This window comes from Billgrantia kenyensis (assembly GCF_013697085.1).
Taxonomy (GTDB): Bacteria; Pseudomonadota; Gammaproteobacteria; order Pseudomonadales; family Halomonadaceae; genus Halomonas; species Halomonas kenyensis.
The window spans coordinates 107,383-133,143 of record NZ_JACEFT010000011.1; the positions used below are offsets into that span (position 1 = coordinate 107,383).

Sequence of the window (25,761 nt, forward strand, 5' to 3'; positions counted from 1 at the left end):
GATACCGGTACTTTGATATAAGCTAGTACCATAAAGTGTTTACATAAAAACAGCTATGGCGGTCTCAAGTTCCAAGCACAACGCTATTGAAAAGTGCTCGGGCCAGCGACCGACTTTTTGAGCACCTCGGCGTAAACTTCCAGCGGCGTGCGCCAGTCCAGTGTCCTGCGCGGCCGCGTGTTCAGCGAGTCAGCGATCTCGTCGAGTTCTTCCTGGCTGTAGACTGACAGATCCGTTCCCTTCGGTAGGTACTGCCGCAACAGCCCGTTGGTGTTCTCGTTGGAACCTCGCTGCCAGGGGCTGTGCGGATCAGCTCAGTCCTCAACCGCCGGTTCTCTGCTTGAAGATCATCGTCCTGCTGCCGTTGCTCCGCGGGCTTGGCATTACGCTTCATCCACTAATATAGGCTGTGGCCGGACACGCCCAGGCGGGCAGCTACCTCGGTGACGGGATGGCCCCGCTCTGTCACCTGCTTGACGGCTTCGATCTTGAATTCTTCAGTGTATCGTTGACGGCTCATGGGACCTCCTGGCTGCCTTCAGTATAAGGCCTGGAGGTGTCTACGAAACCCGGGGCGATTCAGCTTGGTTGCACTCATAATCCCTTCGTGGTGGATCAATTGTGAAAATGGCCTGGGACATAGCTCCGTCACCTCCGCAGCGGACGAGGGTCCGCTGCAGTGGCTGGCTCAATGTGGTCGCAGTTTGGTCGCAGATCGTAGCGAACCCACGTGTTGTATGTAACCAGTGTAAAATCTCAAGCTATTGATTTATGGACAAAAGCCCGTAGCAAGCGCGGCCTTTGGTTGTCGAAATACGGATTCAAAATCCGCCGGGTGCAAGCCCTTGTCGGTTCGAGTCCGACCGCCGGTACCATCGAAAAATGGTTATTGAAACAGTCGCCTATGGGCGGCTGTTTCGCGTTGTGCTGACCGAAGGCATGACATCCCTCCCTTGTCGGCTCGTGCCCGATCGCCAGAATCTCCTCCTAAAAAGGCAAAGCGCAACCAAGCGGCTGGCAAGAAACTGAAAGGCTACTCATAATAGTTAGACCTTGGGTAAAACTATTATTCCTAAAATGTAAATTAGTATAGTCTGATTTGCATTGGCCTGAGAGGTAGCAAGGTGAATCTCCTCGATACTGTAGTAATGCGGGGTCTTAGCCTCCAGGGGGTGCTTACACCTGAAGACAAGGCGCTGTTGCTGAGCCTTCAGCTCAATACCAGGCGCATGTCAGCCGGCGAGGTGCTGTGGCATGAGGATGCGGATGCGGATCTGTTCTGCGTGGTCAAGGAGGGCTGGGCATACTCCTACCGTAATCTGGAAAACGGCTCGAAGCAGATCCTCAAGTTCTACCTTCCCGGCGATATCATCGGCATGCGCGATTTCGGCTTCTCCCGCCGGCTGGCCGGTGTGGCCATGATCAACGAGGGAGTCGTATGCCCCTTCTCGTACCAGCAGCTGCTTGAGCTCTTTGGGAGTTCGGCCCTGGCCGTCGGTATCATGGCTACGGCGGTGCGCCAGCAGGCGCTGCTCACCGAACGCCTGGTCTATCTTGGCCGGCATGCCGCTCACGAGCGGTTAGCGCATTTCCTCTATGAGCTCTACCTGCGACTCAAGCGGATCGGGGCCGTTGAGGACAATGGGTTTTTCATCCCGATATCTCAGGAGCAGATGGGTGACGCGCTGGGGCTGAGCCCGGTACACGTGAGCCGGACATTCACGATACTGCGCAAGGAGGGGCTGGTCGTCCGCCACCGGCAGCATATAACGCTGCCCAACCCAGAAGCTCTGGCGCAGCTCATCAAGTTCGACGCAAGCTATATCGACGAATCCCTGCCTTCTGCGCTCTCAGAGCTCTCGATCGTCAGCCGGGCAAGTGGCAATCGTAGAGGGCCTGGCATGCGTACCACTGCTGACTGAGGGACCCGTGGCGTTCGGCCTGGTGCCATGCAGGCCAATGGCAAGCCAGTCGGAGCTGAGCGAAGTGCCGCCAGGTGTGCTTCGCTATCTGCGCTTTCCTTGATGTACCTCCCTATCCGCTGCATGCTGAGGCCTATACTTGGAGCTGAGGGACTACGGAATGGGCGTGAAAACATTCGCCGGGGTGCTGGTGGCACTCGGTCTGGCAATGGCGTTGTACGGCTGGCAGGCATGGAATCCGGCAGCGTTCGTGGGTTTGGCCCTGACGGTGGTGGGTATCGTCGTGCTGGCCACGTCCGGGCGTCGCCCGCACAGATAGCTTCCCGCAGCGGATGCCCGGGCCTGACAATTCGTGAGCATGGCCTTATGATAGTGAGAGTCACAGTCCTTCTCCCCCCATGGGGCGAAGGGCTGTTTTTGTTGCATGGCCGGCAGCGCACCTCGCTGCCGGTGCCAAGGAGGTTGTATGTCGTCTCGTCCCCCCATCATCATCAACCGCCTGGATGCCGAGCGGTTGCAGCGCCTGATCGATCAGGCCGGCGACAAGGATCGCTTCGTGGCCGACTGCCTGGAAGAGGAGCTCGAACGCGGCGAGGTAATCGATCCGGAAGACATCCCCGAGGATGTGGTCAGCATGAACAGTCAGGTCCAGTTCACCGACCTGACACGTGATCGGCAGATGATACGTACCCTGGTCTACCCGCATTCGCTCGAGACGGTCGAGGATGGCATCTCGGTCATGGCGCCCATCGGTGCCGGGCTGATCGGGCTGCGCATCGGTGATGTGATCGATTGGCCGCTGCCGGGTGGCACCCAGGCTCGCCTGCGCATCGATGCGATCCTGTGGCAGCCCGAGCGGGAAGGGCAGTTCCACCGTTGAGGTGACGGCGGCGCCGTCGAGTATCGTCGAAAAGGAGCAGGGGAATGCCGCTTTCACTCTGGATGTCACTCGTGGCTGTATGTGCCATGGGGGCAATGTCGCCGGGCCCCAGTCTGGCGCTGGTGCTGCGTCATACCCTGGGCGGTGGCCGGGCGCCCGGTATCGTGGCGGCGCTGTCCCATGCCCTGGGCGTGGGATTTTATGCCTTGCTCACGGTGCTGGGCCTCGGTGCGCTCATCGTGCGCTTTCCCACGCTGTTCCAGGCCATAACCTGGGCCGGGGCGGCCTATCTCGCCTGGCTTGGCATCAAGGCGCTACGCGCTGGCCGGGCGGCGGCGTTGGAAGCCGCTGGGGTGGCGACCACACGCCGCCAGGCGGCGCGCGAAGGCATGCTGGTTGCGTTGGGCAATCCCAAGCTGATCCTGTTCTTTATTGCCCTGCTCAGTCAGTTCGTCACGCCGGACATGTCCGTGACCGCCAAGGCGGTGATCGTGTTGACTGCGATGATCATCGACGGCGCCTGGTACGTGCTGGTGGCCGTGTCGTTGACCCACTCCCGCGTCCTGCCCTGGCTTCAGGCGCGGGCACATTGGATACATCGCATCACGGGCGTGATGCTGCTGGCGCTTGCACTGCGTGTGGTGGCCGGCCCGCTCGGTTAGGAAAAGCGTTGGCCAGCGAGCGATTCGTCATCAGGGAAAGATGGTAGCCTCAGAATAATTCGATAGCGGAAGCCCCCTGATGAACCTTCTGACGGACGTAGACGACGAGCGTGCCCTGGCGATGGTGCTCGACGGGGACCCCGATGTGATGGCGGTCCTCTCCCTCCAGCTGCACGTCCTGGGTTTGGAAAGCCGCTGCTATCGGCAAGCCGATACGTTGCTGGCGGAGCTCGACGAGTGTGCACCGCAGCTGGTCATCATGGGGCTGGAGTTCGGTGACCCGGATGGCATCGAGCTGCTGCGTCTGCTGGCACGTCAGCGCTTCACCGGGTGGGTGCTGCTGCTGGGCGGTGTCGAACGCAAGATCTCACGCATTGCCGAGCGGGTGGGTCAAACCCTGGGCTTGCAGATGCTGGGCTCGCTGGACAAGCCGATGCGGCTGGCCGAGCTCCGCCAGCGCCTGGATCGACTGCATCCCGGCCGCAAGCCAGCCATCGTGCCCGAAGACAGCCCCTTTTTCTCCGCCGATGAGCTCGAGACGGCGCTCGAAAGCCATGAGCTCACCCTGCACTACCAGCCGCAATTCGAATTGGCCTCTGGCCGCCTCAGTGGCGTCGAGGCCCTGGTACGTTGGGCCCACCCGGAATACGGCCTGATCGGGCCGGCCAGTTTTTTGCCCATGCTGACCGCGGGGCAGAGCCGACGCCTGACCTGCCACGTGCTGGAGCAGGCATTGGCCGACGCCGAGCGCTGGCGCGAGCAGGGGGTTGTGCTGTCACTCTCGGTCAATGTCACGGCCGACGACCTGATGGCGGCGCAATTGCCGGCGCTCACTCGCCAGCTGGCAGCGGACGACTCCCCGCTGGTGGTGCTCGAGATTACCGAGACGGCGGCCATGGATGACGAGCTGCTGGGCTCGGAGATCGCTGCGCGGCTGCACCTGAGTGGCATGGAGGTGGCAGTTGACGATTTCGGCGTGGGGTTCTCGTCGCTTTCGCGGCTGCAGATGCTGCCTATCAGCGAGCTCAAGATCGACCGCAGCTTCATTCGCAATATCCAGCAGGACAGCCAGGACGCGGCGATCGTCGAGGCCATTGCCCTGCTGGGCAGACGCCTCGGCATTCGTGTGGTGGCCGAAGGGGTCGAGGAGCTCGACTGCCTGCCCACCCTGGCCCGTTTTGGCTGCACCCATGTCCAGGGCTTCGGCCTTTCGCGCCCGGTACCGGCCGAGGAGATTCCTGTACTGGCGTCCGATCAGTCACCGATCCGCGCCAGGATCGCCGCCAGCGGAGCGCCGTCAGGCAGCACTCCGTAGGCGGGGCTGGCCTCCACCCCCAGTCGTGAGCGGCAGAAGGTCTCGGCGACCTCGCCGGGGGCATGGCACAGCAGCAGCGCGGCCTGCATGCACTGGGCCAGGCGCTGGGTCAGCCAGCGGGCGCGTGGCTCGAGCTCTGCGGCGGAGCGCGCCAGGTCGCGCTCGAGGCCGGCCAGGGCCAGGTCGAACTCCTGCTGCACGCCCCTAGCCATGCTGAGCTCATCGCGCAGGGCGCCGATCGATTCGGGGTGACGCGCCAGCACTCGCAGCAGGTCGAGGCAGATCACGTTGCCCGAGCCCTCCCAGATCGAATTCACCGGTGCCTCGCGGTAGAGCCTGGCCAGCGGCGTTTCCTCGACATAGCCGATCCCTCCCAGGCACTCCATGGCCTCGGCCATGAAGCCGGGGCCGCGCTTGTTGTGCCAGTATTTGGCCAGCGTCGGCAACACCCGCGCCAGGGCGGTCTCGTGAGCCTCGCCGCGGGCATCGCCATCGAAGGCGCGAGCGGTGCGCAAGGCAAGCGCCAGGCCGGCTTCCACTTCCAGCGCCAGGTCGGCAATCACTGCCTGCATCAGCGGCTGCTCCGCCAGACGACGCTCGAAAGCGTGACGCTGGCTTACGTGGCGCCATGCTTCGGCAAGGGCCTGGCGCATCATGCCCACCGGCGCGGTAGCGGCATCGAGGCGAGTCTGCTGCACCATGTCGATGATGGTGGCCACGCCGCGGCCGGGCTCGCCGACTGCCAAAGCCCAGGCGTTGCGATACTCGATCTCTGCCGAGGCGTTGGCGCGGTTGCCGCACTTCTCCTTGAGGCGCTGGATCTCGATGGCGTTGCGCTCTCCGTCCGGCGTGAGGCGGGGCGCCAGGAAGCAGGTCAGTCCTGCATCGGTCTGGGCCAGGGTGAGGAAGGCGTCGGACATCGGTGCACTGCAGAACCACTTGTGGCCGGTCAGTCGCCAGCCCTCACCGTCGCGCTCGGCGCGGGTCGTATTGCGGCGCACGTCGCTGCCGCCCTGCTTTTCGGTCATGGCCATGCCGAATGTCAGGCCGTGTTTCTGCTGGATGGGCAGCGGGCGCGGGTCATAGGCATCGGCCAGCAGACCCGGGGCCCACTTGGCTTCGATCTCCGCACTGTGGCGCAGAACCGGCATGGCGGCGTGGGTCATGGTCACCGGGCAGCAGAACCCCGGCTCGGCCTGGGTCAGCAGGTAGAGAGCGGCGACATGGGCCTGGTGCCCGCCGCGGCCTTCCTCTTGCCAGGCCACGGCATGCCAGCCGTTATCGATGGCCAGGTGCATCAGCTCGTGGTAAGCGGGGTGGTAGCGGACCTCATCCAGCCGTCGACCGTGGCGATCGAACAGCCGCAGCTCCGGCGGGTGGCGGTTGGCGGCTTCGCCCAGTTCCTGCACCCGCAGGCTGCCCGCCTCCTGGCCCAGCGGGGCCAGCCGCTCGGCCACCCACGGCGGTGCCTCACGCTGCAGGATTTCGCGCAGCGGCAGGTCATCGGCGAATAGGTCTCTCTCGCCGCTGGACTCGGGCTGGTTGACCACCTCATGGGTGGCCAGCCGACTGCGAGGAGCGTAGTGGCGCATGTCACCCGTCCTTCAAGTCTGTTCGGAACCGCTACCTTCGCAGCATGGTCAGTCGCAGGGGAAGGGTCAATGCGCTTCGTGCGTGACGAGGCCAGCGCTTCTCGGTAGGCTTGGAGTCCGGCGTACGAGTCAGGTACGGCTGGCTGGGCCGGCCGTGTGTGGGTTGCCCCGGTGCGCGCAGAGGTGCTACGTGTTGATACGTGGCATGGTGAAAGAAGACAGCAAGGCGGGCGAATCATGGCCATCCACGAACACGAGTGTCGCACCTTTCGCGGCGAGCCTTTCAACCTGCGCGCCCTGCAGGGGCAGGTGCTGTTGATCGTGAACGTGGCCAGCCGCTGCGGCTTCACGTCCCAGCTCGGCGAGCTGGAGCGCCTCTACCGTCGTCATCGTGATCGCGGTTTCACCGTGCTGGCCTTTCCCTGCAATCAGTTTGCCCGGCAATCGCCGGAAACCGCGCTGGATTTCTGCGCCTTCAGCTCCAGCCAGTACGGCGTCACCTTTCCGGTAATGGAAAAGGTCAGGGTCAACGGCGGCGGGGCGCATCCGCTGTTTGCCGAACTCAAGCGCGAAGCACCGGGCGTGCTTCGCACCCGCATGATCAAGTGGAATTTCACCAAGTTTCTGGTAGCGCGCGATGGCCGCGTGATCGGCCGCTTCTCGCCGCGCGAAAGCGGCCAGGCGCTGGAGCGCTCGCTCGAGCAGGCACTGGACGAGGACTGCCGGCTTTAGCCGGGCCGGGCGAGCCTCAGGTGTCGGGCGACTCGCCGCGCTCCATCATCACGCGGGCGATCAGCTCGTTCCAGCGATGCCGGGTCATCATGGTGGTCAACCCCGAGAACAGCGCCCAGCTCTTGCGCCGCCAGCCCTTGAGTCGCAGGTTGTGCGCCACCAGCCGCTTCATCAGGGCATACTCGTCGAACTCCCGCCAGCTGCCTGCGATCGACAGTTGGTTGCGCGCCATCACCGGCGCGAGCTCCAGGCGAAAGATCCACTCCAGCTCGTTCAGCGACAGCTCATGACGCTTGATCACCTCGATCATCCGGGCAAAGTCGCGTTCGCTGGGCTCGCGATCCAGCCATAGCGGGGCCAGCGCGAGCCATAGCTCGCCACGTTCGTCCACTAGCGCCTGTGCGTTCATAGGATTCCTGCCAATGATGTTGCCGGGGTTGCATCGTGCCCCAGTCGCGTCCCTCGCTCAAGTGCGGACAGACGGAGTGCTGACCGCTAGAATGTCGCCACTGTCCATTCGTATCGAGTCGGTGCCCCTGGCGGCGCTGCAACACCAATAACGAGGTCTGTCGTGATCATCAAACCCAAGGTTCGCGGTTTCATCTGTACTACTACCCATCCGGTCGGCTGTGAAAAGAACGTGCTCGAGCAGATCGAGGCGACCCGTGCCCGTCAGTTCGACAAGGCCAAGGGGCCGAAGAAGGTGCTGGTAGTCGGTGCTTCCAGCGGCTACGGGCTGGCGGCGCGCATTACCGCGGCGTTCGGCTATGGCGCCGATACCCTGGGCGTGTTCTTCGAGAAACCGGGCAGCGAGAAGAAGCCCGGCACCGCGGGCTGGTACAACGCCGCCGCCTTCGACAAGTTCGCCAAGGCCGAGGGGCTCTACAGCAAGTCGATCAATGGCGATGCCTTCTCCCACGAAGCGCGTGAGAAGGCTATCGAGCTGATCAAGCAGGACATGGGCCAGGTCGACTTGGTGATCTATTCGCTGGCCTCGCCGGTGCGCAAGCTGCCCGACAGTGGCGAGCTCAAGCGCTCGAGTCTCAAGCCGATCGGCGAGACCTACCGTGCCACCGCCATCGACACCAACAAGGACACCATCATCGAGGCCGAGGTCGAGCCTGCCACCGAGCAGGAAATCGAGGATACCAAGGCGGTGATGGGCGGCGAGGACTGGGAGCTGTGGATCGACGCCCTGGACCGGGCCGGCGTGCTGGCGCCAGGCGCCCGTAGCGTGGCGTTCAGCTACATCGGCACCGAGATCACCTGGCCGATCTATTGGCATGGTGCGCTGGGCAAGGCGAAGGAGGACCTCGATCGCGCCGCCGGCGAGATCGATGCCAGGCTCAAGGCTTCCGGCGGCGGCGCCAACGTGGCGGTACTCAAGTCGGTGGTGACCCAGGCCAGCGCGGCCATTCCGGTCATGCCGCTCTACATCGCCATGGTCTACAAGGTGATGAAGGAAAAGGGCTTGCACGAGGGGACTATCGAGCAGCTCAACCGACTGTTCGGCGAGCACCTCTATTCATCTCAAGGGCAGGGCGGAGAGTTTGTCACCGACGAGGCCGGGCGTCTGCGTCTGGACGATTGGGAGCTGCGCGACGACGTCCAGCAGGCGTGCAAGGATCTGTGGCCGCAGGTGACCACCGAGAACCTGTTCCAGATCACCGACTATGCTGGTTATAAGCACGACTTCCTGAAGCTGTTCGGGTTCGAGCGCGAAGACGTCGATTACGAGGCAGATGTGAACCCGGACGTCCAATTCGATGTCGTGTCTTTATAGGCCCGTCGTATTGGGAGCGTGATCAGCGGCGGGCGAATCCAGCGTCAAAGGAGGTGCCCATGGATACCAGGGAGAGCAAGACGCCGCAAGAGGAGTACGAGCATCTCAAGGAAGTGAGGATGCCCGAAGACTTCGAACATCGCGAACCGGATGCCGGGCAGCCGGAGGCCAAGCGCCCCGCCAAGGCCTGGCACTGGCTGGTACTCGGCGTCGCCATTGCGACGGGCCTGTTTCTCGCCTACCGGTTGCTGTCGGCAGCCTGGATTTGATCTTCCCGCTGTGACATGACGCGTCCGTGGCCTTGAGTCATGGGCGCGTCGGTGAGGCTGCATGCGCCCCGAAGCGGCGCAGCATGGTATTGCCGGCGCGGCCGATCGAGTACCATTTCTGCTCTGCTTCGGCACATGGCGCTGCGCAATGCCCGACACACCCACTGCTACCACCCGCTTGGCTGCCACCCGCTGGGTCGGCGTGCTGACGCTGCCGGGTTTCTCCCTGCTGGCGCAGGCCTGTGCGCTGGAGCCGCTGATCGTGGCGAACCAGCTGGCCGGCAGGCGACTCTACCGGCTCCAGGCGTTTACTCCGGAGGGCGGCGAGGTGGCGAGCATGGCAGACATCAGCCAGGCGGCCAGCCCCCCCTTCGAACGTGCTTCCCTCGAGCTGGATATGCTCGTCGTGTGTGCTCCAAGTCCGCTACCGCCCATGCACGAGAGTACGGTGACAGGCCGCCTTCGCCAGCTGGGGCGCAGTGGTGTCGTGCTGATCGGGGTCGGGGGTGGAACCGAGCTGCTGGCGCGAGCCGGTGTGCTGGATGGCTTTCGCGCGACTCTGCCCTGGCAGCGCTTTGCCGCCTTCACCCGTGACTTTCCCCGTGTGCGCCTGACCCAGCAGCTGTTCGAGATCGACCGTGACCGCCTCACCTGCGGCGGCGGTACGGCAGCGATGGACATGATGATGACGCTGGTCGCTACCCACCACGGCAGTGAGCTGGCCGAGCGGGTCTCCGAGCACTTCGTGCTGGAGCGGGTGCGCATGGCCGACGAGCCGCAGCAGGTGCCGCTGCGCGCGCGGCTGGGTCATGCACCGGCGCCGCTGGTGGACGCCGTGATGCTGATGGAGGCTAACATCGAGGAGCCGCTCACCACCCATGAACTGGCCGAGCACCTGGGCATCTCACGGCGTCAGCTCGAGCGGCTGTTCAAGAAGTACCTGCAAGCGGTGCCTGGCCGCTACTACCTCGATCTACGCCTGAAGGAGGCGCGACGCCTGCTGCGTGGGAGCGACCTGCCCGCCGGTGAGATCGCCATGAAAACCGGCTTCTCCTCACCCGCTCACTTCTCCACCGCCTATCGCAACCATTTCGGTGTCACTCCTCGCGAGGAGCGTCTGTAAGTCTTTATCTACAAGTCGGGGTCCCATTGCTGAAAGCCATACAGCGCCTCGCTCCTTATACTCGGATGACATCGCTGCGTTGCTATCACTCTTTTGCAGGAATGGAGACCGAGATGACCCAGACCCCGACCCGCGCCGACTACGATCAGTACATGGTGCCGAACTACTCCCCTCAGAAGGTCATACCGGTGCGCGGCGAGGGCAGCCGCTTGTGGGATCAGGAAGGCCGCGAGTACATCGACTTCGCCGGCGGCATCGCGGTGAACTCGCTGGGTCATTGCCACCCGGTGCTGGTCGAGGCGCTTACCGAGCAGGCCAACAAGCTGTGGCATCTCTCCAACGTCTACACCAATGAGCCGGCCTTGAAACTGGCCAAGGTACTGGTGGAGCGCACCTTCGCCGACAAGGCCTACTTCTGCTCTTCCGGGGGCGAGGCCAACGAGGCGGCGCTGAAGCTGGCGCGGCGCTGGGCCCACGACAATTTCGGCGAGCACAAGCATCGCATCGTCTCGTTCTATCAATCCTTCCACGGCCGCACCTTCTTCACCGTCAGCGTCGGCGGCCAGCCCAAGTACTCCCAGGGCTTCGGTCCGGTGCCGGGCGGCATCGTCCACGGCGAGTTCAACGATCTCGATAGCGTACGCGACCTGATCGACGACGACACCTGCGCGGTGATGGTCGAGCCGATGCAGGGCGAGGGCGGCATCCTGCCGGCCACACAGGCGTTCCTGCAGGGCCTGCGCGACCTTTGCGATACCCATGACGCCCTGCTGATCTTCGACGAGGTGCAGACCGGCGTGGGCCGTACCGGCTCGCTCTACGCCTACATGGAGTACGGCATCGAGCCGGACATCCTCACCACGGCCAAGGCCCTGGGCGGCGGCTTCCCCATCGGCGCCATGCTCACCACCGGCCGCGTTGCCCCGGCGCTGGCCATCGGCACCCACGGCTCCACCTACGGCGGCAATGCGCTGGCCTCGGCGGTGGCTCTGGCGGCGGTGGAACACATCGACACCCCGGAAGTACTCGGCGGCGTGAAGCAGCGCCATGACCTGTTCCGTGAACACCTCGAGGCGATCAATCGCAAGCATGGGGTGTTCAAGGAGATCCGCGGCATGGGGCTGTTGATCGGCGCCGAGATGACGCCCGAGTACGAGGGCCGTGCCAAGGACATCCTGCCGCTGGCCATCGAAGAGGGACTGATGGCGCTGATCGCCGGGCCCAACGTGCTGCGCATGGCGCCATCGCTGGTGATCCCCGAAGCCGACATTGCCGAGGGCATGGCGCGGCTGGAGCGTGCCATCGAGCGGCTGGTGGCGGCCGGGTGAAGGCTGGCCGAGCCATGCGCGACACCGCCAATCGACCAGGAGATCCCGCCATGATGGTCGTACGCCCCGTTCGGCCGGCCGACCTGCCGGCCCTGGAGCGGCTGGCGGGCTTGGCCACGCCGAGCCTGACCAACCTGCCGGCCCACCGCGACCGCCTCGAGGAGCGCATCGCCCGCTCGCGGCAGTCGTTCGGGCGCGAGGTGGACTTTCCCGGCGACGAACACTACACCTTCGTGCTCGAGGATCTCGAACGCGACGAGATCGTTGGTACCGCCACCCTGCGCGCCGAGGCCGGCGCGCGGGAGGCTTACTACACCTATCGTCAGGAAACCCTGATCCACGCCTCGCAGCAGCTCAACGTCCGCCGTGAAGTGCAGACGCTGGCGCTCTCCCACGAGGTGTCCGAGACTACCCAGCTATGCGCGCTGTCGCTGGACCCACGCTATCGCGGCACCAGTGCGGAGAGCCTGCTGCGCCGGGCACGACTGATGTTCATCGCCCAGTACCCGGAGCGCTTCGCCGAGGTGCTGGCGATGGCCTTTCCGGGCTATCTCGACGAGCAGGGCGAATCGCCGTTCTGGAACAGCGTGGGCCGCCACTTCTTCGTGCGCGACTACCACGACATCAACTACATCGCCGGCGTGCGCTCGAAGAGCTTCATCGCCGAGGTAATGCCGCAATTCCCGCTCTATCTTGCGCTGCTCACGCCCCAGGCGCGTGCCGCCATCGGCCGTGAGCACCCCGCCCACGAGGTGGCCATGGCGGAAATGCTCGCCGAGGGCTTCATGCGCTCGCGGCATGTCGATCTGTTCGATGCCGGCCCGGTGATCAAGGGCGAGCGCGACCGCCTGCAAACGTTCCGTCGTGCCGCCTGGCATCCGGTGCGGGTTCGCCCGGCCCATGCCCTGCCAGACGCCGAGCCGGCCATGGTCGCCAACCAGCGCCTGGCCGACTTCCGCTGCGTGGTGGCGCGCTATGCGCTGTCGCCCACCGGCCAGCTGATGCTCTCCCCCGAGCATGCCGAGCTGCTTGGCGTCGAGGAGGGCCGAGCGGTACTGGCCGCACCGCTGGCGCTGCCCTCCACTGGCGATGACGAAGCGGGCTTCGATGAGGGGGAGCTGTGATGCGTATCCGACCGATTGCCGAGGGCGACCTGAGTGAACTGCAGAAGATCGCTCGCGAGACCGGGGTTGGCTTCACCTCGCTGCCGGACAACCGCGAGTTCCTCAGTGCCAAGATCGATGCTGCGGTCGCCGCCTTCGAGCAGCGCACCCCAGCCGACCGGCGCAACTACTTCTTCGTGCTGGAGGATGAGGAGAGCGGTGAGCTGGCGGGCTGTTGCGCCATCGAGGGGCAGGTGGGGCGCGAGGTGCCGTTCTATCATTATCGCCTGGGCACGCTGGCCCACTCCTCGGTGCAGCTCGATCTGCACCGCACCATCGATACCCTGTTCCTGAGCTCGGACCACACCGGTGACGCCGAGGTGGCGTCGCTGTTCCTTCGCCCGGGATTTCGTGGAAAGGAGCGCCGCCACCAGCGCAATGGTGCGCTGCTGTCGCTGATGCGCTGGCTGTTCATGGCCGAATTTCGCGATCAGTTCCCTGACAAGGTGCTGGCCGAGATGCGTGGCGTGTTCGACGAGCGCGGCAAGAGCCCGTTCTGGGAGTGCCTGGGCAGCCACTTCTTTCCCCTGGATTTCGACGAGGCTGACCGCCTCACGGGGCTCGGCCAGAAAAGCTTCATCGGCGAGCTGATGCCCAAGTTCCCGATCTACACCCCGTTTCTTTCCGACGCGGCACGGGCTTGTATCGGGCAAGTCCACCGCGATACGCGCCCGGCCCTGGCCATGCTCAAGAAGGAGGGGCTGCGCTGGGAGGGCTACATCGACATCTTCGACGGTGGGCCGACGGTGGAAGCCTACATCGATGACGTACGGGCGGTGCGCAAGTCGCGCTGTTGCCGGGTCGAGATCCGCAGCGGCAGCGATACCCCGCCGGCCCGGCCACGCTGGCTGGCAGCGAGCACCGTGATGGCGGACTTTCGTGCCGCCTGGGTGACTCATGGCCCCAACCAGGAGGACGTCCTGACGCTGAGCGAGGCAGAGGCACGGCGACTGGGCGTGGGGACTGGCGATGCACTGCGTGTACTGGATACCGAGGAGAGCTCATGAAAGCAACGCAACAGCTGATGATCGGTGGGGGCTGGCAGCCGGGCGAGGCAATGCACTTCACCAAGCGCGACCCGGTGTCCGGCGAGACCCTGTGGCAGGGGACGGCGGCGAGTGACGGCCAGGTGGCGGCGGCGGTGGAAGCCGCCCGTGGTGCCTTCCCCGGCTGGGCGCGGATGGACTTTGCCGACCGCCTGGGCGTAGTGGAGCGCTTCCGTGAAACGCTGGAAACCCATCGCGAGGACCTGGCCCGCGCCATTGCCGGCGAGACCGGCAAGCCGCTGTGGGAGGCGCGCACCGAGGTAGGTGCCATGATCGGCAAGGTGGCGATCTCGGTGCGCGCCTACCAGGAGCGCACCGGCGAGCGCAGCCGCGACGTCGGCGACACCACCGCCGTGCTGCGCCATCGTCCCCACGGCGTGATGGCTGTCTTCGGCTCCTACAACTTTCCCGGCCACCTGCCCAACGGCCACATGGTGCCGGCGCTGCTGGCGGGCAACAGCGTGGTGTTCAAGCCCAGCGAACAGACCCCGCTGACCGCCGACCTCACCCTGCAGTGCTGGCAGGAGGCTGGCCTCCCTCCCGGCGTGATCAACCTCGTGCAGGGGGCCGCTCCGGTAGGGCAGGCACTCTCCTCGCACCCGGGCATCGATGGCCTGCTGTTCACCGGCAGCGCTCGGGTCGGTGGCTTGCTCAATCGTCAGTTCGCCGACCAGATGGAGAAGATCCTGGCCCTGGAACTGGGCGGCAACAACCCGCTGGTGGTCAAGGACGTCCACGATCAGGACGCCACGGTGCTGACCATCCTGCAGTCCGCCTTCCTTTCCGGCGGCCAGCGCTGCACCTGTGCACGGCGGCTGATCGTGCCCGAGGGGCAGGTCGGCGATCACCTACTCGACGCCCTGGTCGACGCCATCGCCCGCCTGCGGGTTGCGGGGCAGTTTGCTGAGCCAGCCCCGTTCTACGGCGGCCTGGTCAGCCAGGAAGCGGCCCAGGGGCTGCTCAAGGCCCAGGACGAGTTGGAGGCGCTGGGTGGCGTGGTGCTGGCGCGCATGGCCTGTCTTGAGGAGGGCACCAGCCTGCTGTCGCCGGCATTGATCGACGTCACCGGCCTCGAGGTGCCCGACGAGGAGTACTTCGGCCCGCTGCTCAAGGTCTACCGCTACCGGGACTGGGACGAGGCCATTCGGCTCGCCAACGATACTCGCTACGGCCTGACCGCCGGCATGATTGGCGGCGAGCGTGCCGATTGGGATGACTTCCTGCTGCGCATCCGTGCCGGCATCGTCAACTGGAACCGCCAGACTACCGGCGCCTCCGGCGACGCGCCCTTCGGTGGCGTGGGTATCAGCGGCAACCATCGGCCCAGTGCCTATTACGCTGCCGATTACTGCGCCTACCCGGTGGCCTCGATGGAGGCCGAGACCCTGACCCTGCCCGACAACCTGCCGCCCGGAGTGGTGTTATGAGCGACACGACCAACGCCGGCTACCGGGAGGTGAACTTCGACGGCCTGGTGGGCCCCACCCATAACTACTCGGGGCTGGCTCACGGCAATGTAGCCTCGATGAGCCACGGTGGGCTGGTCTCCAACCCGCGCGAGGCGGCGTTGCAGGGGCTGGACAAGATGAAGTCGCTGATGGATGCCGGCTACCCCCAGGGCGTGCTGCCGCCCCAGCAGCGCCCCGACCTGGGCGCACTGCGCTCGCTCGGCTTCTCCGGCAGCAATCGTGAGGTGCTGGCACGGGCGGCCAGGGAGGCGCCCCAGGTGCTGCGTGCGGTGTGTTCGGCCTCGAGCATGTGGACGGCCAATGCCGGCACGGTCACCCCGAGCCGCGATGCCGCGGACGGCCGCGTCCACTTCACCCCGGCCAACCTGCAGTCGAGCTTTCATCGCTTCCTCGAGCCGGAAACCACCGGTCGGGTACTGGCGGCGATCTTTCATGACCCGGCGCACTTCGCTCACCATCCGGTGCTGCCCGCCACGCCGGCTTTCTCCGACGAGGGGGCGGCCAACCACACCCGGCTGTGCGCAGAGCATGGCGATACCGGCGTGCATCTCTACGTCTACGGCCGTCAGGCCTTTGGTGGTAATCCTGCCCGGGAGCCCAAGCGCTTCCCGGCGCGCCAGACCCTGGAGGCGAGCCAGGCGGTAGCGCGCCAGCATGGCCTCGCTGCGGCACAGACGGTGTTCGCCCAGCAGCACCCCGAGGCCATCGATGCCGGGGTGTTCCACAATGACGTGATTGCGGTGGGCAATGGACCGGTGCTGCTCTACCACGAGATGGCTTTCCTCGACGAGCAGGCGACACTGGACGAACTGCGCGCCAAGCTGACGACGCCGCTGATCCCGGTGCGAGTGCCCAGCGAGGCGGTGAGCATGGAGGACGCCGTGGCCTCCTACCTGTTCAATTCGCAGCTGCTGAGCAACCCCGACGGCAGCATGACCCTGGTGGTGCCCGGTGAGTGCCAGGAGCGCGAGGCGGTGTGGCGCACTATCCAGGATCTGCTGTTGGCCGGCCATAATCCGATCGGCGAGGTGATCGTCAAGGACGTCAAGCAGAGCATGCGCAATGGTGGCGGCCCTGCATGCCTGCGCCTGCGGGTGGTACTCTCGGAACAGGAGCGAGTCGCCCTCACCGGTCGTGTGCTGCTCACCGACGCCCTGCACGGGGAGCTGACCGCATGGGTCGAGCGTCATTACCGCGACCGCCTGGCCCCGGACGACCTCGCCGACCCGCAGCTGGCCGACGAGACGCTTGCCGCGTTGGATGAACTTACCCAACTGCTCGAGATCGGCTCGGTCTATCCGTTCCAGCTGGTCTGATCCACCAGGGCCAACCAAGAGGAGCGAATAAGGAGAACATGCGAGATATCACGATCGTACGTCTGATACCCGATTCGGACCACGTCGATACGGTGGCGAGCTGGACCTACGCCGAGTGGGGCCACCTGCACCCGGGCGCTACCGGCGAGTCGTGGCGCGAGGCCTTTCGTCGTGAGTGCGGCAAAGGCGGCGTGCCCTCGGTGTTCGTGGCCATGCAGGGCAACCGCCCGGTAGGCACGGCGGCGCTGATGGCCGAAGACATGAACAGCCGGCGTGAACTCTCGCCCTGGCTCGCGTCGGTGTTCGTGCTGCCGGAGTGGCGCGGGTGGGGCATTGCCTCGGCGCTGATCCGGCGGGTCGAAGAAGAGGCCGCTGACAGCGGATTTCGTCAGTTCTACCTCTACACGCCCGATCAGCAGGGACTCTATCGCCGCCTCGGCTGGCAGGATCATGAGGAGCTGAACTACCGGGGCGAAGCGGTCACCATCATGCTGCGCCAGCTAGAGGCATGACCGCCGCCTCGCCGCTGTCGCTCTATCGCGAGGCAGTGGAGCGCCACGGCTTTGCTCCCGACGCGGCCCAGCGGGCCGCCGCTATCTGCCTGGAAGCCTGCTTCCAGGCACTTCACGGCGATGAAGCCTCGGCGCAGTACCAGGCTGTCCCTGGCGTTTACCTCTGGGGGCCAGTCGGACGCGGCAAGACCTGGCTGATGGACGGCTTTCATCGCCAGCTTCAGGTGCCCTCCCGACGCCTGCACTTCCATCACTTCATGCGCTGGGTGCATCAGCGTCAGTTCCAGCTGAGCGGCACAGCCGACCCGCTGGCGGCGCTGGCCCAGGAACTGGCATCCGAAGCTCGCGTGCTCTGCCTCGACGAACTGTTCGTCAGCGACATCGCCGATGCCATGCTGCTTGGACGTCTTCTACAGTCGCTGTTCGAGCACAGTGTGGTGCTGGTGTGTACCTCCAACCAGGCGCCGAGCCAGCTCTATGCCGATGGCTTCAATCGGGAGCGCTTCCTGCCCGCCATAGACGCCATCGAACGCTGCATGGCAGTCGTGGAGCTGGACGGTGGCTTCGATCACCGCTTGCATCCTGGCCGGGCATGCCAACGCTATTGGGTCGCGGAGCCTGGCCAGCCGAGCGGCCTGGCCAGCGTTTTCGCGCGCCTGAGCGAGGAACAGCCGACGAGCCGTGAGCCCATTGAGCTTGGCCACCGCCGCATCGCAGTGGAGCGTCGCAGCCAGCGAGTGGTGTGGTGTCGCTACGCCGAGCTGTGCGAGCAGCCGCTGTCGGCGCTCGACTTCATCGCCCTGGTCGACGAATTCGACCATATTCTGCTGAGCGAGGTACCCCGGCTGAGCGATGCCAGTGCCTTGGGCAGCATCGCCCGTGGTACCGAGGATGGCGCCGAGCGTGTCGAGGCGGGAGAGAGGGAACTGCCGGTGCTATCGCGGCGCGACGATGGCGTGCGCCGCTTCATCGCCCTGGTCGACGAGTGCTACGACCGCCGCGTGCCGCTTCACATAGAAGCCGAGGTAGCCATGGACGAACTCTATGCCGATGGCTACCTCGCCTTCGCCTTCCGGCGCACCCTCAGCCGACTGCAGGAAATGCAGCTGGCGAGGTTTGGAGTTGGCGCTTAGCTACTGGCCGCTCCGCCGACGATGCCGCTGCGAAAGCCGCCCTGGCGCTCGCTGCCGCGCAGGTGCTGCGCCACGGTGTCTTCCGGCGAGCCGGCCATTTCGCGGAACATGCCCATGGAACCGAGCAGGGCGGAGGATTCGTAGGGCACGAATACCCGCTCGCCGTCCTGGGCCATGGTCGGCAGCGCCTTGATGTAGCTCTGGCCGAGCAGGTAGCCCACCACGGTGCGCTTGTGCTCGTCGCTGTCGCCGATGGCGCTCAGCACCAGCTTGATCGACTCCTGCTCACCCTGAGCGCGCAGGATGGCCGACTCCTTGTCGCCCTGGGCGTTGAGGATCGCCGATTCGCGCTGACCCTGGGCCTTGGCGATGGCAGCGGCCTTCTCGCCTTCGGCTTCGGTCACGGTGGCACGGCGCTTGCGCTCGGCGGCCATCTGCAGACGCATGGCCTCCTCGACCTCTTCGGGCATGGCGATGTCCTGCACCTCGACCCGCGAGATCTTCACCCCCCACTTGGAGGCGGGCTCTTCCATGGCGGCCTGGATCTCGTTGTTGACCTCGGCGCGAGACTCGAACAGCTTGTCGAGCTCCATCTTGCCCACCACCGAGCGTAGGGTGGTCTTGGCCAGCACTTCCACCGCCTGGCTCATGTTCTCCACCTCGTAGACGGCCCGGCGCGGGTCGATGATCTGGAAGTAGAGCGCCCCGTTGATGCGCACGGTGACGTTATCGGTGGTTACCACCGGCTGGCCGGGGAAGTCCATCACCGTCTCGCGGCGGTCGATGCGCACCTCGCTGGTGGTGACAGGAAAATACTCCTCGCCGCGCTTCTGGTAGCGGATCATGGTGATGGCGCGGGGCTGTTCGATGAACGGAATGATGATGTTGATGCCGCTCTCCAGCAGCCGGTTGAACGACCCCAGGCGCTCGATCACCATCACCTCCGACTGGCGTACGATCACCAGCCCCTTGGCGATGATCAGGATGCCGATGACGACGACGATGAGGGCCAGTAGCAGCCCTGGATTCATGGGGAGTTCCATGTCCATGTTTTCTCCTTGCAAATGAAATGGTGTGCGATGGAGCTTTTGCCGGCTCCGGTTCGGTCATGCTCGTTTCAGCTTGACTGGGCGTGGCTGACGATGGCAGTGGTGCCATCGAAGCGCTCGAAGATCACCAGGGTGTCTTCCGGCAGCTCGGTCTCGCCGGTTTCTTCCACCCGTAGGCGGTAGAAGTCGCCATTGATCTTGACCCCGCTGGCGCCATCGAAGTCGCGCTTGAGGGTGGTGTAGGTGCGGCCCTTCTCCACACCGGTACCTGTGGTCCCGTAAGCCACCCCGCTGGGTGAAAACCAGGGGCGAATCACCTTGACCGCAAGGGGAATGAGGAGGCCCGAGAACACCCCCATGGCAAGCAGCTGCCAGGGCAGGCCGAGGCCGAGCGCCGCCAGGGCCGAGGTGAGGGCGGCGGCCACCCCCAGCGACAGCAGCACCAGGCCGCCGGAGGAGAGTTCAGCCAGCCCTAGCAGCAGGGCGATGGCAAGCCAGACGAGGGCGGGATTCCAGTCCATGGTAGTCTCGTTAATCAGGTTTCTTGCCTGGCCTAGGCGTGATGACCTATAAGGCGTCAGGCACTATCGTAGTCATACCCCCATGGTAAAGGAGAGCACCATGTTGCACACCTACGCAGTTCGCCCTCTTCCTGTCCTGGCCTTCATCCTGGCTGGCAGTGCACTGCTGGCAGCCCCTGTGTTGGCGGAGGAGGAACGGGCGGATGCTGAGGAGCTCATCCAGCAGACCGACCCCGAGCAGGCAAGTGAACCGCAGCAGGACGCTGACCATCATGACCATGATCACGATCATGAAATGCACGAAGATGACGAGCATGCCGACAACGAGGCGGTGCAGGCCTACCGCGAGGTCAACCAGCGCATGCACGAGGACATGTCGATCGAGTTCACCGGCAACCCCGACGCCGACTTCGCGCTGGGCATGATCCCCCACCATCAGGGGGCCATCGACATGGCCAACGTCGTGCTGACGCACGGCGAGGACGAGGCGATTCGCGACCTGGCACGCGAGATCATCGAGGCACAGGAGGAGGAGATCGCCTTCCTGCGTGACTGGCTGGCCAAGCACGGCTACGAGGAAGAGTGACGCCGGCTAACCTGGCCTGACCTTGGAACCTGAGCGGCATGCAGCAGCATGCCGCCTCGCTGTAGGAGGCCCTTGATGACACTGCTGACCTGGATAGGTATCGCGCTCTGTCTCGTCCAGTCGGCAACTTTTTCGGGGCTCAATCTCGCTTTCTTTACCATCGGCAAACTGGAACTGGAGCTCGAGGCGCGCAAGGGCAACCCACGGGCCCGGCGGGTGCTTGCGCTGCGCCAGGATTCGAACCTGCTGCTGGTGACCATCCTGTGGGGCAACGTGGCGGTGAACGTGCTGCTGGCGCTGCTCTCCGGCTCGGTGATGGGAGCCGTCGCGGCCTTCCTGTTTTCTACCGTCATCATTACGTTGTTTGCCGAGATCCTGCCCCAGGCCTTCTTTTCCCGCCACGCCCTGGCCATGGCCTCTGGCCTGGCACCGTTGATCCGCTTCTACCAGCTGCTGCTGTGGCCAGTGACACGCCCAACTGCCTGGGTGCTTGATCGCTGGTTGGGACCCGAGGCCATTCCCTACTTCAAGGAGCGCGACCTGCATCAACTGATCCGGCTGCACATGGAGTCCACCGAGACCGAGATCGACTGGGTCGAGGGGCGTGGGGCCATGAACTTCCTCACCCTTGACGACGTGCCACTGGGCCGCGAGGGCGAGGCGCTGGATCCCGACAGCATCATCACCCTGCCATTCCATGGGCGGCTGCCGATCTTTCCCGAGATCGAGCGCACCCGGCATGACGACTTTTTGCGCTCGCTGCAGGCCAGTGGCAGGAGTCGGGTAGTGGTGGTCGATGAGAGCGGCGAGCCTCGGCTGGTTATCGATACCGACAGCCTCCTGCGCGCGGCACTGTTCGATCCTGATCTCTTCAACCCGCTGGCCCACTGCCACCGACCTATCGTGGTTCGTGACCCGGCGACTCCGCTGGGCGAGGTGATCGGCTGCTTCCGTGTGCATGCTGCCCATCGGGAAGACGACGTGCTCGATGAGGACGTAATCTTGCTGTGGGGGGAAGAGCGGCGCATCCTGACCGGCTCCGACGTGCTCGGGCGGCTGCTGCGTGGCATCGTCCTGGCCACGCCGGAAGGCATCTCCGTAACGGGCTCGGGACCTAGGTAGTTCCCGAACCCGCTAGCGCTAGGCCTTGCATTGGCGCCCACCCATTCTCGTTCGGTTATCTGTCATGACCGGGCGGCACGCGGGGTGTCAGCCCCTCGGCGCGCATCTGCTCGCGCACCTCGACGGGCGAGGGTGGCGGGAACGCGACGCCGCGCTCGATCATCATGTCGCGCACGGATTCGAGACCCTGACGAATATCACCGGGGGGCAAGCGCTGTAGCCTGTCATGTACTCCCCAAGCAGTCGTCACTCCATTCGCTAGGCGAATGTTGGGCTCGGCGCCTTGCTCGAGTAAGTAAATTGCGATCTCAGGCTTGGTGCCTAATGTGCTTTCATCTAATGCACTGGAGTGCCTTCCGTTTCCTGATCTGTAATTAATGTCGGCACCGCGCTCAACCAATAATTTGACATGATCTAGAGTGCCGGAAATGACCGCCTTGTTAAGTAAGGCGGTTTCGTTCTCATCGGCACCGTCATTGGTAGAAAGGCCACCATCTAGCATGGCCTCTAGGTATTGCGTGTTATCGCTCATGAGGGCCGCCCCCAAGGGGGTTCTCGCTGGCATGCCTTCCAAGGGACTTTCATTGGGATGAACGCCCAGCTCGACCAAAGTGCGCACGGCATCGGGCTTCTGCTGAAGCAGGGCGAACCACATCAGGGTCATTTGCTTGTCGCCACGGGCAGTGAGATCGACCTCCTCGGCTCCTTGGCGCAGCGCTATCATATCGTTGCGTTCGATGGCTCGGGCCAGTTCGAGGTGCTGGCCGGTAAAGAGCTCGTCGGCAGTGTGGCTGTTCGGCTTGATCTGGCAGCCCGCTGTGACTAGTAATATCAGCAGTAGGGAGGCCAGCACGAACCGAGACCGCCCCATGCATAGATCAGCGTTCATGACCGGGTGGCACGCGGGGTGTCAGCCCCTCGGCGCGCATCTGCTCGCGCACCTCGACGGGCGAGGGCGGAGGGAACTCGACGCTGCGCTCGATCATCATGTCGCGCACGGATTCGAGACCCTGACGAATATCGCCGGGGGGCAAGCGCTGTAGCCTGTCATGGACCACCCATGCAGGCGTCACTCCTGTTGCTAACCGAGTATCCAACCTTGCTCCTGTTTCGAGGAGATATGAAGCTATTTCAGGCTTCGTGCCCAGACAAGCGTCATGGAAAGCCGATCTTCCGATACTGTTTTGGCTATCTATATCGGCACCATGCTCAACCAACAACCTAACATGCTCCAATGTTCCACTTGTGATAGATCGGTGAAGAAGGGGAGTACCGTCACTTGATTCGTCACTGGCAGGTAAGCCACCTTCAAGCATTGCTCGCAAGTAACGAGTGTCAGGGCTCATCAATGCCGCCCCGAGTGGTGTGCGGGCTTCGGCTCCTTCCATCGGACTTTCACTGGGGTGTACTCCCAGCTCGACCAAGGTGCGAACAGCATCGTGATTCTGCTGAAGTAGGGCGAACCACATCAGAGTCATCTGCTGCTCGCCCCGAGCGGTGAGGTCAACGCCCTCGGCCCCGCGACGCAGTGCCGTCATATCGTCGCGTTCGATGGCTTGGGCCAGTTCGAGATGCGGTCCGGTAAAGAACTCGTTGGCAGTGTGAGTACGTGACATGGTCAATCCCTGGGTTGGCTGGCAGCCGCTGGCAAGGAAGAACAGTACCAGCAACAGAATTGATTGATAGCGCAAGTGAAAAGGGCGCTGTGGCTTGGCCTGCATGGTGTCTCCCTACGTGCAGTGATGTCCCGTGGCTTCGGCCAGGATAACCTGATCCATCGACTTCTGGGCCTCTAGTCCCTCGATGACTTGCACCATGCTGTGCCGCTCGACCGGGTTGATACCCCGGCCGGGAAGTCGATGGGGGGTGCCTACCGCATCCGGCATCAGCGTTGCCAGCAGGGTGCTGCCGGCGGCTCCGGCAAGGGCACCGGTGCCACCGCCCAGTGCCGCGCCTACCCCGGCCGCTGCGAGCGTGGAGCTCAGCCGCCGCTCCTGCAGCAGCGTGAGTATTTCTCCGGCCACGCGAAAGGCCTGGATATTCTCGGGCCTGGGCTGATGCAGCGTGCCGCCATAGCGTTCCACGGTATTGGGATGGAGACCCGCGGAGTTGAGCGTGGTTGCGGGTAGGCCGCTTGCCCGAGAAGCGGCGGAAACTAGGCCACCCCCTAGAGAGTGGCCTGTCAGATGTATATTAGATCCACTTGCCGCAAGTGATTCTCCTATTTTAACCGCTCTTTCATAATAATCAGATGGTAGATTGAGCCCTTGAGCGATGTTGTTACGGATATCTTCCCGGTTCGTGAAGTCCGTGCCCCTGAAACTTATTGCTGATTTAAAAGCGTTTCCAAAAACATCAGGGTCTGGGAAATACAGTCCGCCTCGGAAGGAACTCTCTTCGGGATACAGGTCAGAGGGGGTCAACCCTAAATCTTCCAGCAGCTCTGCATCCAGACTGCTATCCTCCCAACCCACCGGCACGGGCTGGCTGGGATCGTAGACATGCTGCGCCAGCCGGGCGTGCTCCACGGCGACGTTATTGCGCGCGAAGCGTTCGGTGGTGGCGGCCAGGGTGTCGCGGGAGCCACCGGGCGGCATGGCGTCGAGCCGGGTTCTGGCGGCGGCGATCTGCCCCTGACGGCACTGCCAGCGTGCCGCCTTCTGGCGCCTGGCCTCTTCCAGGTCGTCTGTGCCCGAGTCGGTCGTGTCCTCGCTCTCGTCAGATTCGGCTTCGCCCTGTGTCGTGGCGGTGATGGCCATGGCCGCCGCCATGAAGCCACCCATGAGCGGCGTCCCGCTGGACTTGAGCGTCACGTCCTCGCTCGCTTCCGGCGTGGCGGCACTCGGCAGCAGTGCTGCCGCTGCCCCCTGCCCGCTCCCCGAGCCGGGGCTGCCGCCGGAGTTGATCTTGACCTGGGCGCCGACGATGGTGATGCCGCTGGGGTCGAGCTTGAGGAAGCTGCCGCCGGCCTTGAGGGTGATCTCGGCGCCGGCGTCGATCACGGTCTTGCTGCCGGCCTGGTGATGGATCTCCTGACCGGCTTCGACGAGCTGCGCGCGGGCGGTCTTTTCATGGCGCGTAGCGCCGACCATGAGGTGGTCGTCGCCGTCGACCTTGAGGTGGCGCTGGCCACGCACGGTGAGGTGGTCGTCGGCGTGGATCTCGCTGATGCGGTTGCGGTGCACGCTGAGGTGGCTGTCGTTGCCGACCTCTTCGGTGCGGTCGTTGTGGGTGAGCAGCTCCAGGTCTTTCTGGGCGTGGAGCCAGATCTGCTCCTGGCCGGCTTCGTCCTCCAGGCGCAGTTCGTTGAAGCCTTCGCCTTGGTGACTCTGGGTGCGGATGACGGTACGGGTCTTGTGCGCCGGCAGTTCGTAGGGCGGTGTGCTGACGGTGTTGTAGATCCGCCCGGTGATCAGCGGCTGGTCGGGATCGCCCTCCAGGTAGCTGACGATCACTTCATGGCCGATTCGCGGAATCGCCATGCTGCCGTAGCCGCCGCCGGCCCAGTCCTGACTCACTCTCAGCCAGGCGCTGGCCGTTTCGTTGGGTTCGGCATAGCGATCCCAGGGGAACTGCACCTTGACCCGGCCGTGCTCGTCGCAATAGATCTCTTCACCTTCGGGGCCAACGACGAAGGCGATCTGGGGGCCGTCGACCCGGGGCCGGGGGTTGGGTTCGGGGCGCCAGGCCTGGTCGGCGGGCATCAGTACCAGTTCGTTATGGTACTTGGTCATGGCTTCCGAGCCTGCCCGACCCTGCAGGCCATCACTCCCTTGCCCATCGTTCTGGCCGCCGCTCTGAACGAAGCCGTCCTCTTCCAGCGCCTGGGGCTGCTTGCCGTGGTGAATGACGCCGAGCACCTGCCAGTCGCGGTTGAGGTCGTCGAGGTCGTGGTCGGTAAGGGTGAAACGGGTGCCCGGGGCGAGTTCGGGCAGGTCGCTCTCGGCGTCGGCGGTGTTGGCACCACGGCGCAGCGCTTCGAGGCGAATACGGGTGAAGGCCTGGCCGGAGGCGTCGGCCTTGTAGCGCCCGGGGTAGTCGTAGTGTTCGTACCCTGTTTCAACGACGCCACGCTGGCCGTGAGCTTCCAGATCGCGTGCGGCGTGGTCGTGCAGCTGATCGTAGGCGGGTTGCTTGAACGAGTAGTCCTTGAGCGTGGTTGATGCCGGGGCGACCCGGGCATGCTGCTGCAGCTTGCGCACGTGACGCGTCGGCGGCGTGCCCCCGGCGCGGCCGTG

Annotated in this window: 25 protein-coding genes and 3 pseudogenes; 18 read left to right on the forward strand and 10 right to left on the reverse strand. The window is 64.5% G+C overall.

Annotated elements, in window-relative coordinates:
• Window positions 1-83: 83 nt before the first annotated feature.
• Window positions 84-311, reverse strand: a pseudogene (locus H1D44_RS10910) (IS30 family transposase); the annotation flags it as partial.
• Window positions 284-520, reverse strand: a pseudogene (locus tag H1D44_RS10915) (transposase); the annotation flags it as partial. The pseudogenes H1D44_RS10915 and H1D44_RS10910, both read right to left, overlap by 28 nt.
• Before the next feature lie 628 nt (window positions 521-1,148).
• Here H1D44_RS10915 and H1D44_RS10920 point away from each other — a divergent pair.
• The 5 genes from H1D44_RS10920 to H1D44_RS10940 all read left to right on the forward strand — a co-directional run bounded on the left by H1D44_RS10920 (window position 1,149) and on the right by H1D44_RS10940 (window position 4,779).
• On the forward strand, window positions 1,149-1,922 hold the full coding sequence (locus H1D44_RS10920) for a Crp/Fnr family transcriptional regulator (RefSeq protein WP_181514890.1): 774 nt from the start codon (window positions 1,149-1,151) through the stop codon (window positions 1,920-1,922).
• 166 nt (window positions 1,923-2,088) lie between these two features.
• Window positions 2,089-2,241, forward strand: coding sequence for a hypothetical protein (locus tag H1D44_RS10925; protein ID WP_181514891.1), 153 nt, complete (start codon window positions 2,089-2,091; stop codon window positions 2,239-2,241).
• A gap of 147 nt (window positions 2,242-2,388) precedes the next feature.
• Window positions 2,389-2,802 carry a nucleoside diphosphate kinase regulator gene (gene rnk, locus H1D44_RS10930; protein WP_181514892.1) on the forward strand — a complete coding sequence of 138 codons (414 nt, stop codon included), beginning with the start codon at window positions 2,389-2,391 and terminating at the stop codon, window positions 2,800-2,802.
• A gap of 44 nt (window positions 2,803-2,846) precedes the next feature.
• Window positions 2,847-3,464: a LysE family translocator gene (locus H1D44_RS10935; RefSeq protein ID WP_181514893.1), complete on the forward strand. Its 618-nt coding sequence runs from the start codon at window positions 2,847-2,849 to the stop codon at window positions 3,462-3,464.
• A 79-nt stretch (window positions 3,465-3,543) separates the two neighbouring features.
• Window positions 3,544-4,779, forward strand: coding sequence for an EAL domain-containing response regulator (locus tag H1D44_RS10940; RefSeq protein WP_181514894.1), 1,236 nt, complete (start codon window positions 3,544-3,546; stop codon window positions 4,777-4,779).
• Here H1D44_RS10940 and H1D44_RS10945 read toward each other — a convergent pair.
• On the reverse strand, window positions 4,719-6,371 hold the full coding sequence (locus tag H1D44_RS10945; RefSeq protein ID WP_181514895.1) for an acyl-CoA dehydrogenase family protein: 1,653 nt from the start codon (window positions 6,369-6,371) through the stop codon (window positions 4,719-4,721). The genes H1D44_RS10940 and H1D44_RS10945 overlap by 61 nt on opposite strands.
• A gap of 237 nt (window positions 6,372-6,608) precedes the next feature.
• Here H1D44_RS10945 and H1D44_RS10950 point away from each other — a divergent pair, with 237 nt between their 5' ends.
• A complete protein-coding gene (locus H1D44_RS10950; protein WP_181514896.1) occupies window positions 6,609-7,103 on the forward strand; it encodes a glutathione peroxidase in 495 nt (164 codons plus the stop codon).
• Window positions 7,104-7,119: 16 nt separating this feature from the next.
• Here H1D44_RS10950 and H1D44_RS10955 read toward each other — a convergent pair whose 3' ends face one another.
• On the reverse strand, window positions 7,120-7,512 hold the full coding sequence (locus H1D44_RS10955; RefSeq protein WP_181514897.1) for a DUF7079 family protein: 393 nt from the start codon (window positions 7,510-7,512) through the stop codon (window positions 7,120-7,122).
• A gap of 162 nt (window positions 7,513-7,674) precedes the next feature.
• Here H1D44_RS10955 and fabV point away from each other — a divergent pair, with 162 nt between their 5' ends.
• The 10 genes from fabV (at window position 7,675) to zapE (ending at window position 18,245) form a co-directional block, all read left to right on the forward strand.
• Window positions 7,675-8,886, forward strand: coding sequence for an enoyl-ACP reductase FabV (gene fabV, locus H1D44_RS10960; RefSeq protein WP_181514898.1), 1,212 nt, complete (start codon window positions 7,675-7,677; stop codon window positions 8,884-8,886).
• Window positions 8,887-8,945: 59 nt separating this feature from the next.
• Window positions 8,946-9,155, forward strand: a complete 210-nt coding sequence (locus H1D44_RS10965) for a hypothetical protein (RefSeq protein WP_181514899.1) — start codon at window positions 8,946-8,948, stop codon at window positions 9,153-9,155.
• Window positions 9,156-9,303: 148 nt separating this feature from the next.
• On the forward strand, window positions 9,304-10,278 hold the full coding sequence (locus tag H1D44_RS10970) for a GlxA family transcriptional regulator (protein WP_181514900.1): 975 nt from the start codon (window positions 9,304-9,306) through the stop codon (window positions 10,276-10,278).
• Window positions 10,279-10,391: 113 nt separating this feature from the next.
• Window positions 10,392-11,606: an aspartate aminotransferase family protein gene (locus tag H1D44_RS10975; RefSeq protein ID WP_181514901.1), complete on the forward strand. Its 1,215-nt coding sequence runs from the start codon at window positions 10,392-10,394 to the stop codon at window positions 11,604-11,606.
• A gap of 50 nt (window positions 11,607-11,656) precedes the next feature.
• Window positions 11,657-12,730, forward strand: coding sequence for an arginine N-succinyltransferase (locus tag H1D44_RS10980; protein WP_181514902.1), 1,074 nt, complete (start codon window positions 11,657-11,659; stop codon window positions 12,728-12,730).
• On the forward strand, window positions 12,730-13,776 hold the full coding sequence (gene astA, locus H1D44_RS10985; protein WP_181514903.1) for an arginine N-succinyltransferase: 1,047 nt from the start codon (window positions 12,730-12,732) through the stop codon (window positions 13,774-13,776). Before H1D44_RS10980 ends, astA begins: the two co-directional genes overlap by 1 nt.
• Window positions 13,773-15,242, forward strand: coding sequence for a succinylglutamate-semialdehyde dehydrogenase (gene astD, locus H1D44_RS10990; RefSeq protein WP_181514904.1), 1,470 nt, complete (start codon window positions 13,773-13,775; stop codon window positions 15,240-15,242). The genes astA and astD overlap by 4 nt, the downstream gene beginning before the upstream one ends.
• A complete protein-coding gene (gene astB, locus H1D44_RS10995; protein ID WP_181514905.1) occupies window positions 15,239-16,600 on the forward strand; it encodes an N-succinylarginine dihydrolase in 1,362 nt (453 codons plus the stop codon). The genes astD and astB overlap by 4 nt, the downstream gene beginning before the upstream one ends.
• Window positions 16,601-16,638: 38 nt before the next feature.
• Window positions 16,639-17,112 (forward strand): GNAT family N-acetyltransferase, encoded by a 474-nt coding sequence (locus H1D44_RS11000; protein ID WP_181514906.1) that lies wholly within the window; start codon window positions 16,639-16,641, stop codon window positions 17,110-17,112.
• Window positions 17,109-18,245, forward strand: coding sequence for a cell division protein ZapE (zapE, locus tag H1D44_RS11005; RefSeq protein ID WP_181514907.1), 1,137 nt, complete (start codon window positions 17,109-17,111; stop codon window positions 18,243-18,245). The genes H1D44_RS11000 and zapE overlap by 4 nt, the downstream gene beginning before the upstream one ends.
• Here the strand turns inward: zapE and H1D44_RS11010 are convergent.
• Window positions 18,242-19,288 carry an SPFH domain-containing protein gene (locus H1D44_RS11010; RefSeq protein ID WP_181514918.1) on the reverse strand — a complete coding sequence of 349 codons (1,047 nt, stop codon included), beginning with the start codon at window positions 19,286-19,288 and terminating at the stop codon, window positions 18,242-18,244. The two genes, zapE and H1D44_RS11010, sit on opposite strands and share 4 nt — an antisense overlap.
• Window positions 19,289-19,362: 74 nt before the next feature.
• Window positions 19,363-19,815: an NfeD family protein gene (locus tag H1D44_RS11015; RefSeq protein WP_181514908.1), complete on the reverse strand. Its 453-nt coding sequence runs from the start codon at window positions 19,813-19,815 to the stop codon at window positions 19,363-19,365.
• A gap of 100 nt (window positions 19,816-19,915) precedes the next feature.
• Between H1D44_RS11015 and copM the strand changes: the two genes are divergently transcribed.
• Both copM and H1D44_RS11025 read left to right on the forward strand, forming a co-directional pair.
• On the forward strand, window positions 19,916-20,401 hold the full coding sequence (copM, locus tag H1D44_RS11020) for a CopM family metallochaperone (protein WP_181514909.1): 486 nt from the start codon (window positions 19,916-19,918) through the stop codon (window positions 20,399-20,401).
• A 75-nt stretch (window positions 20,402-20,476) separates the two neighbouring features.
• Window positions 20,477-21,523, forward strand: coding sequence for a DUF21 domain-containing protein (locus tag H1D44_RS11025; RefSeq protein WP_181514910.1), 1,047 nt, complete (start codon window positions 20,477-20,479; stop codon window positions 21,521-21,523).
• A 55-nt stretch (window positions 21,524-21,578) separates the two neighbouring features.
• On the opposite strand, the gene H1D44_RS11030 is transcribed toward H1D44_RS11025, so the two are convergent.
• From H1D44_RS11030 to H1D44_RS11040, 4 genes and pseudogenes are all read right to left on the reverse strand, one after another.
• Window positions 21,579-22,376 (reverse strand): ankyrin repeat domain-containing protein, encoded by a 798-nt coding sequence (locus H1D44_RS11030; RefSeq protein ID WP_181514911.1) that lies wholly within the window; start codon window positions 22,374-22,376, stop codon window positions 21,579-21,581.
• Between the two features lie 25 nt (window positions 22,377-22,401).
• On the reverse strand, window positions 22,402-23,244 hold the full coding sequence (locus H1D44_RS11035) for an ankyrin repeat domain-containing protein (RefSeq protein WP_181514912.1): 843 nt from the start codon (window positions 23,242-23,244) through the stop codon (window positions 22,402-22,404).
• Window positions 23,245-23,253: 9 nt separating this feature from the next.
• Window positions 23,254-24,306 (reverse strand): Tle-like phospholipase domain-containing protein, encoded by a 1,053-nt coding sequence (locus H1D44_RS21415; protein ID WP_479688626.1) that lies wholly within the window; start codon window positions 24,304-24,306, stop codon window positions 23,254-23,256.
• Between the two features lie 27 nt (window positions 24,307-24,333).
• Window positions 24,334-25,761: pseudogene (locus H1D44_RS11040) on the reverse strand (type VI secretion system Vgr family protein); the annotation flags it as partial.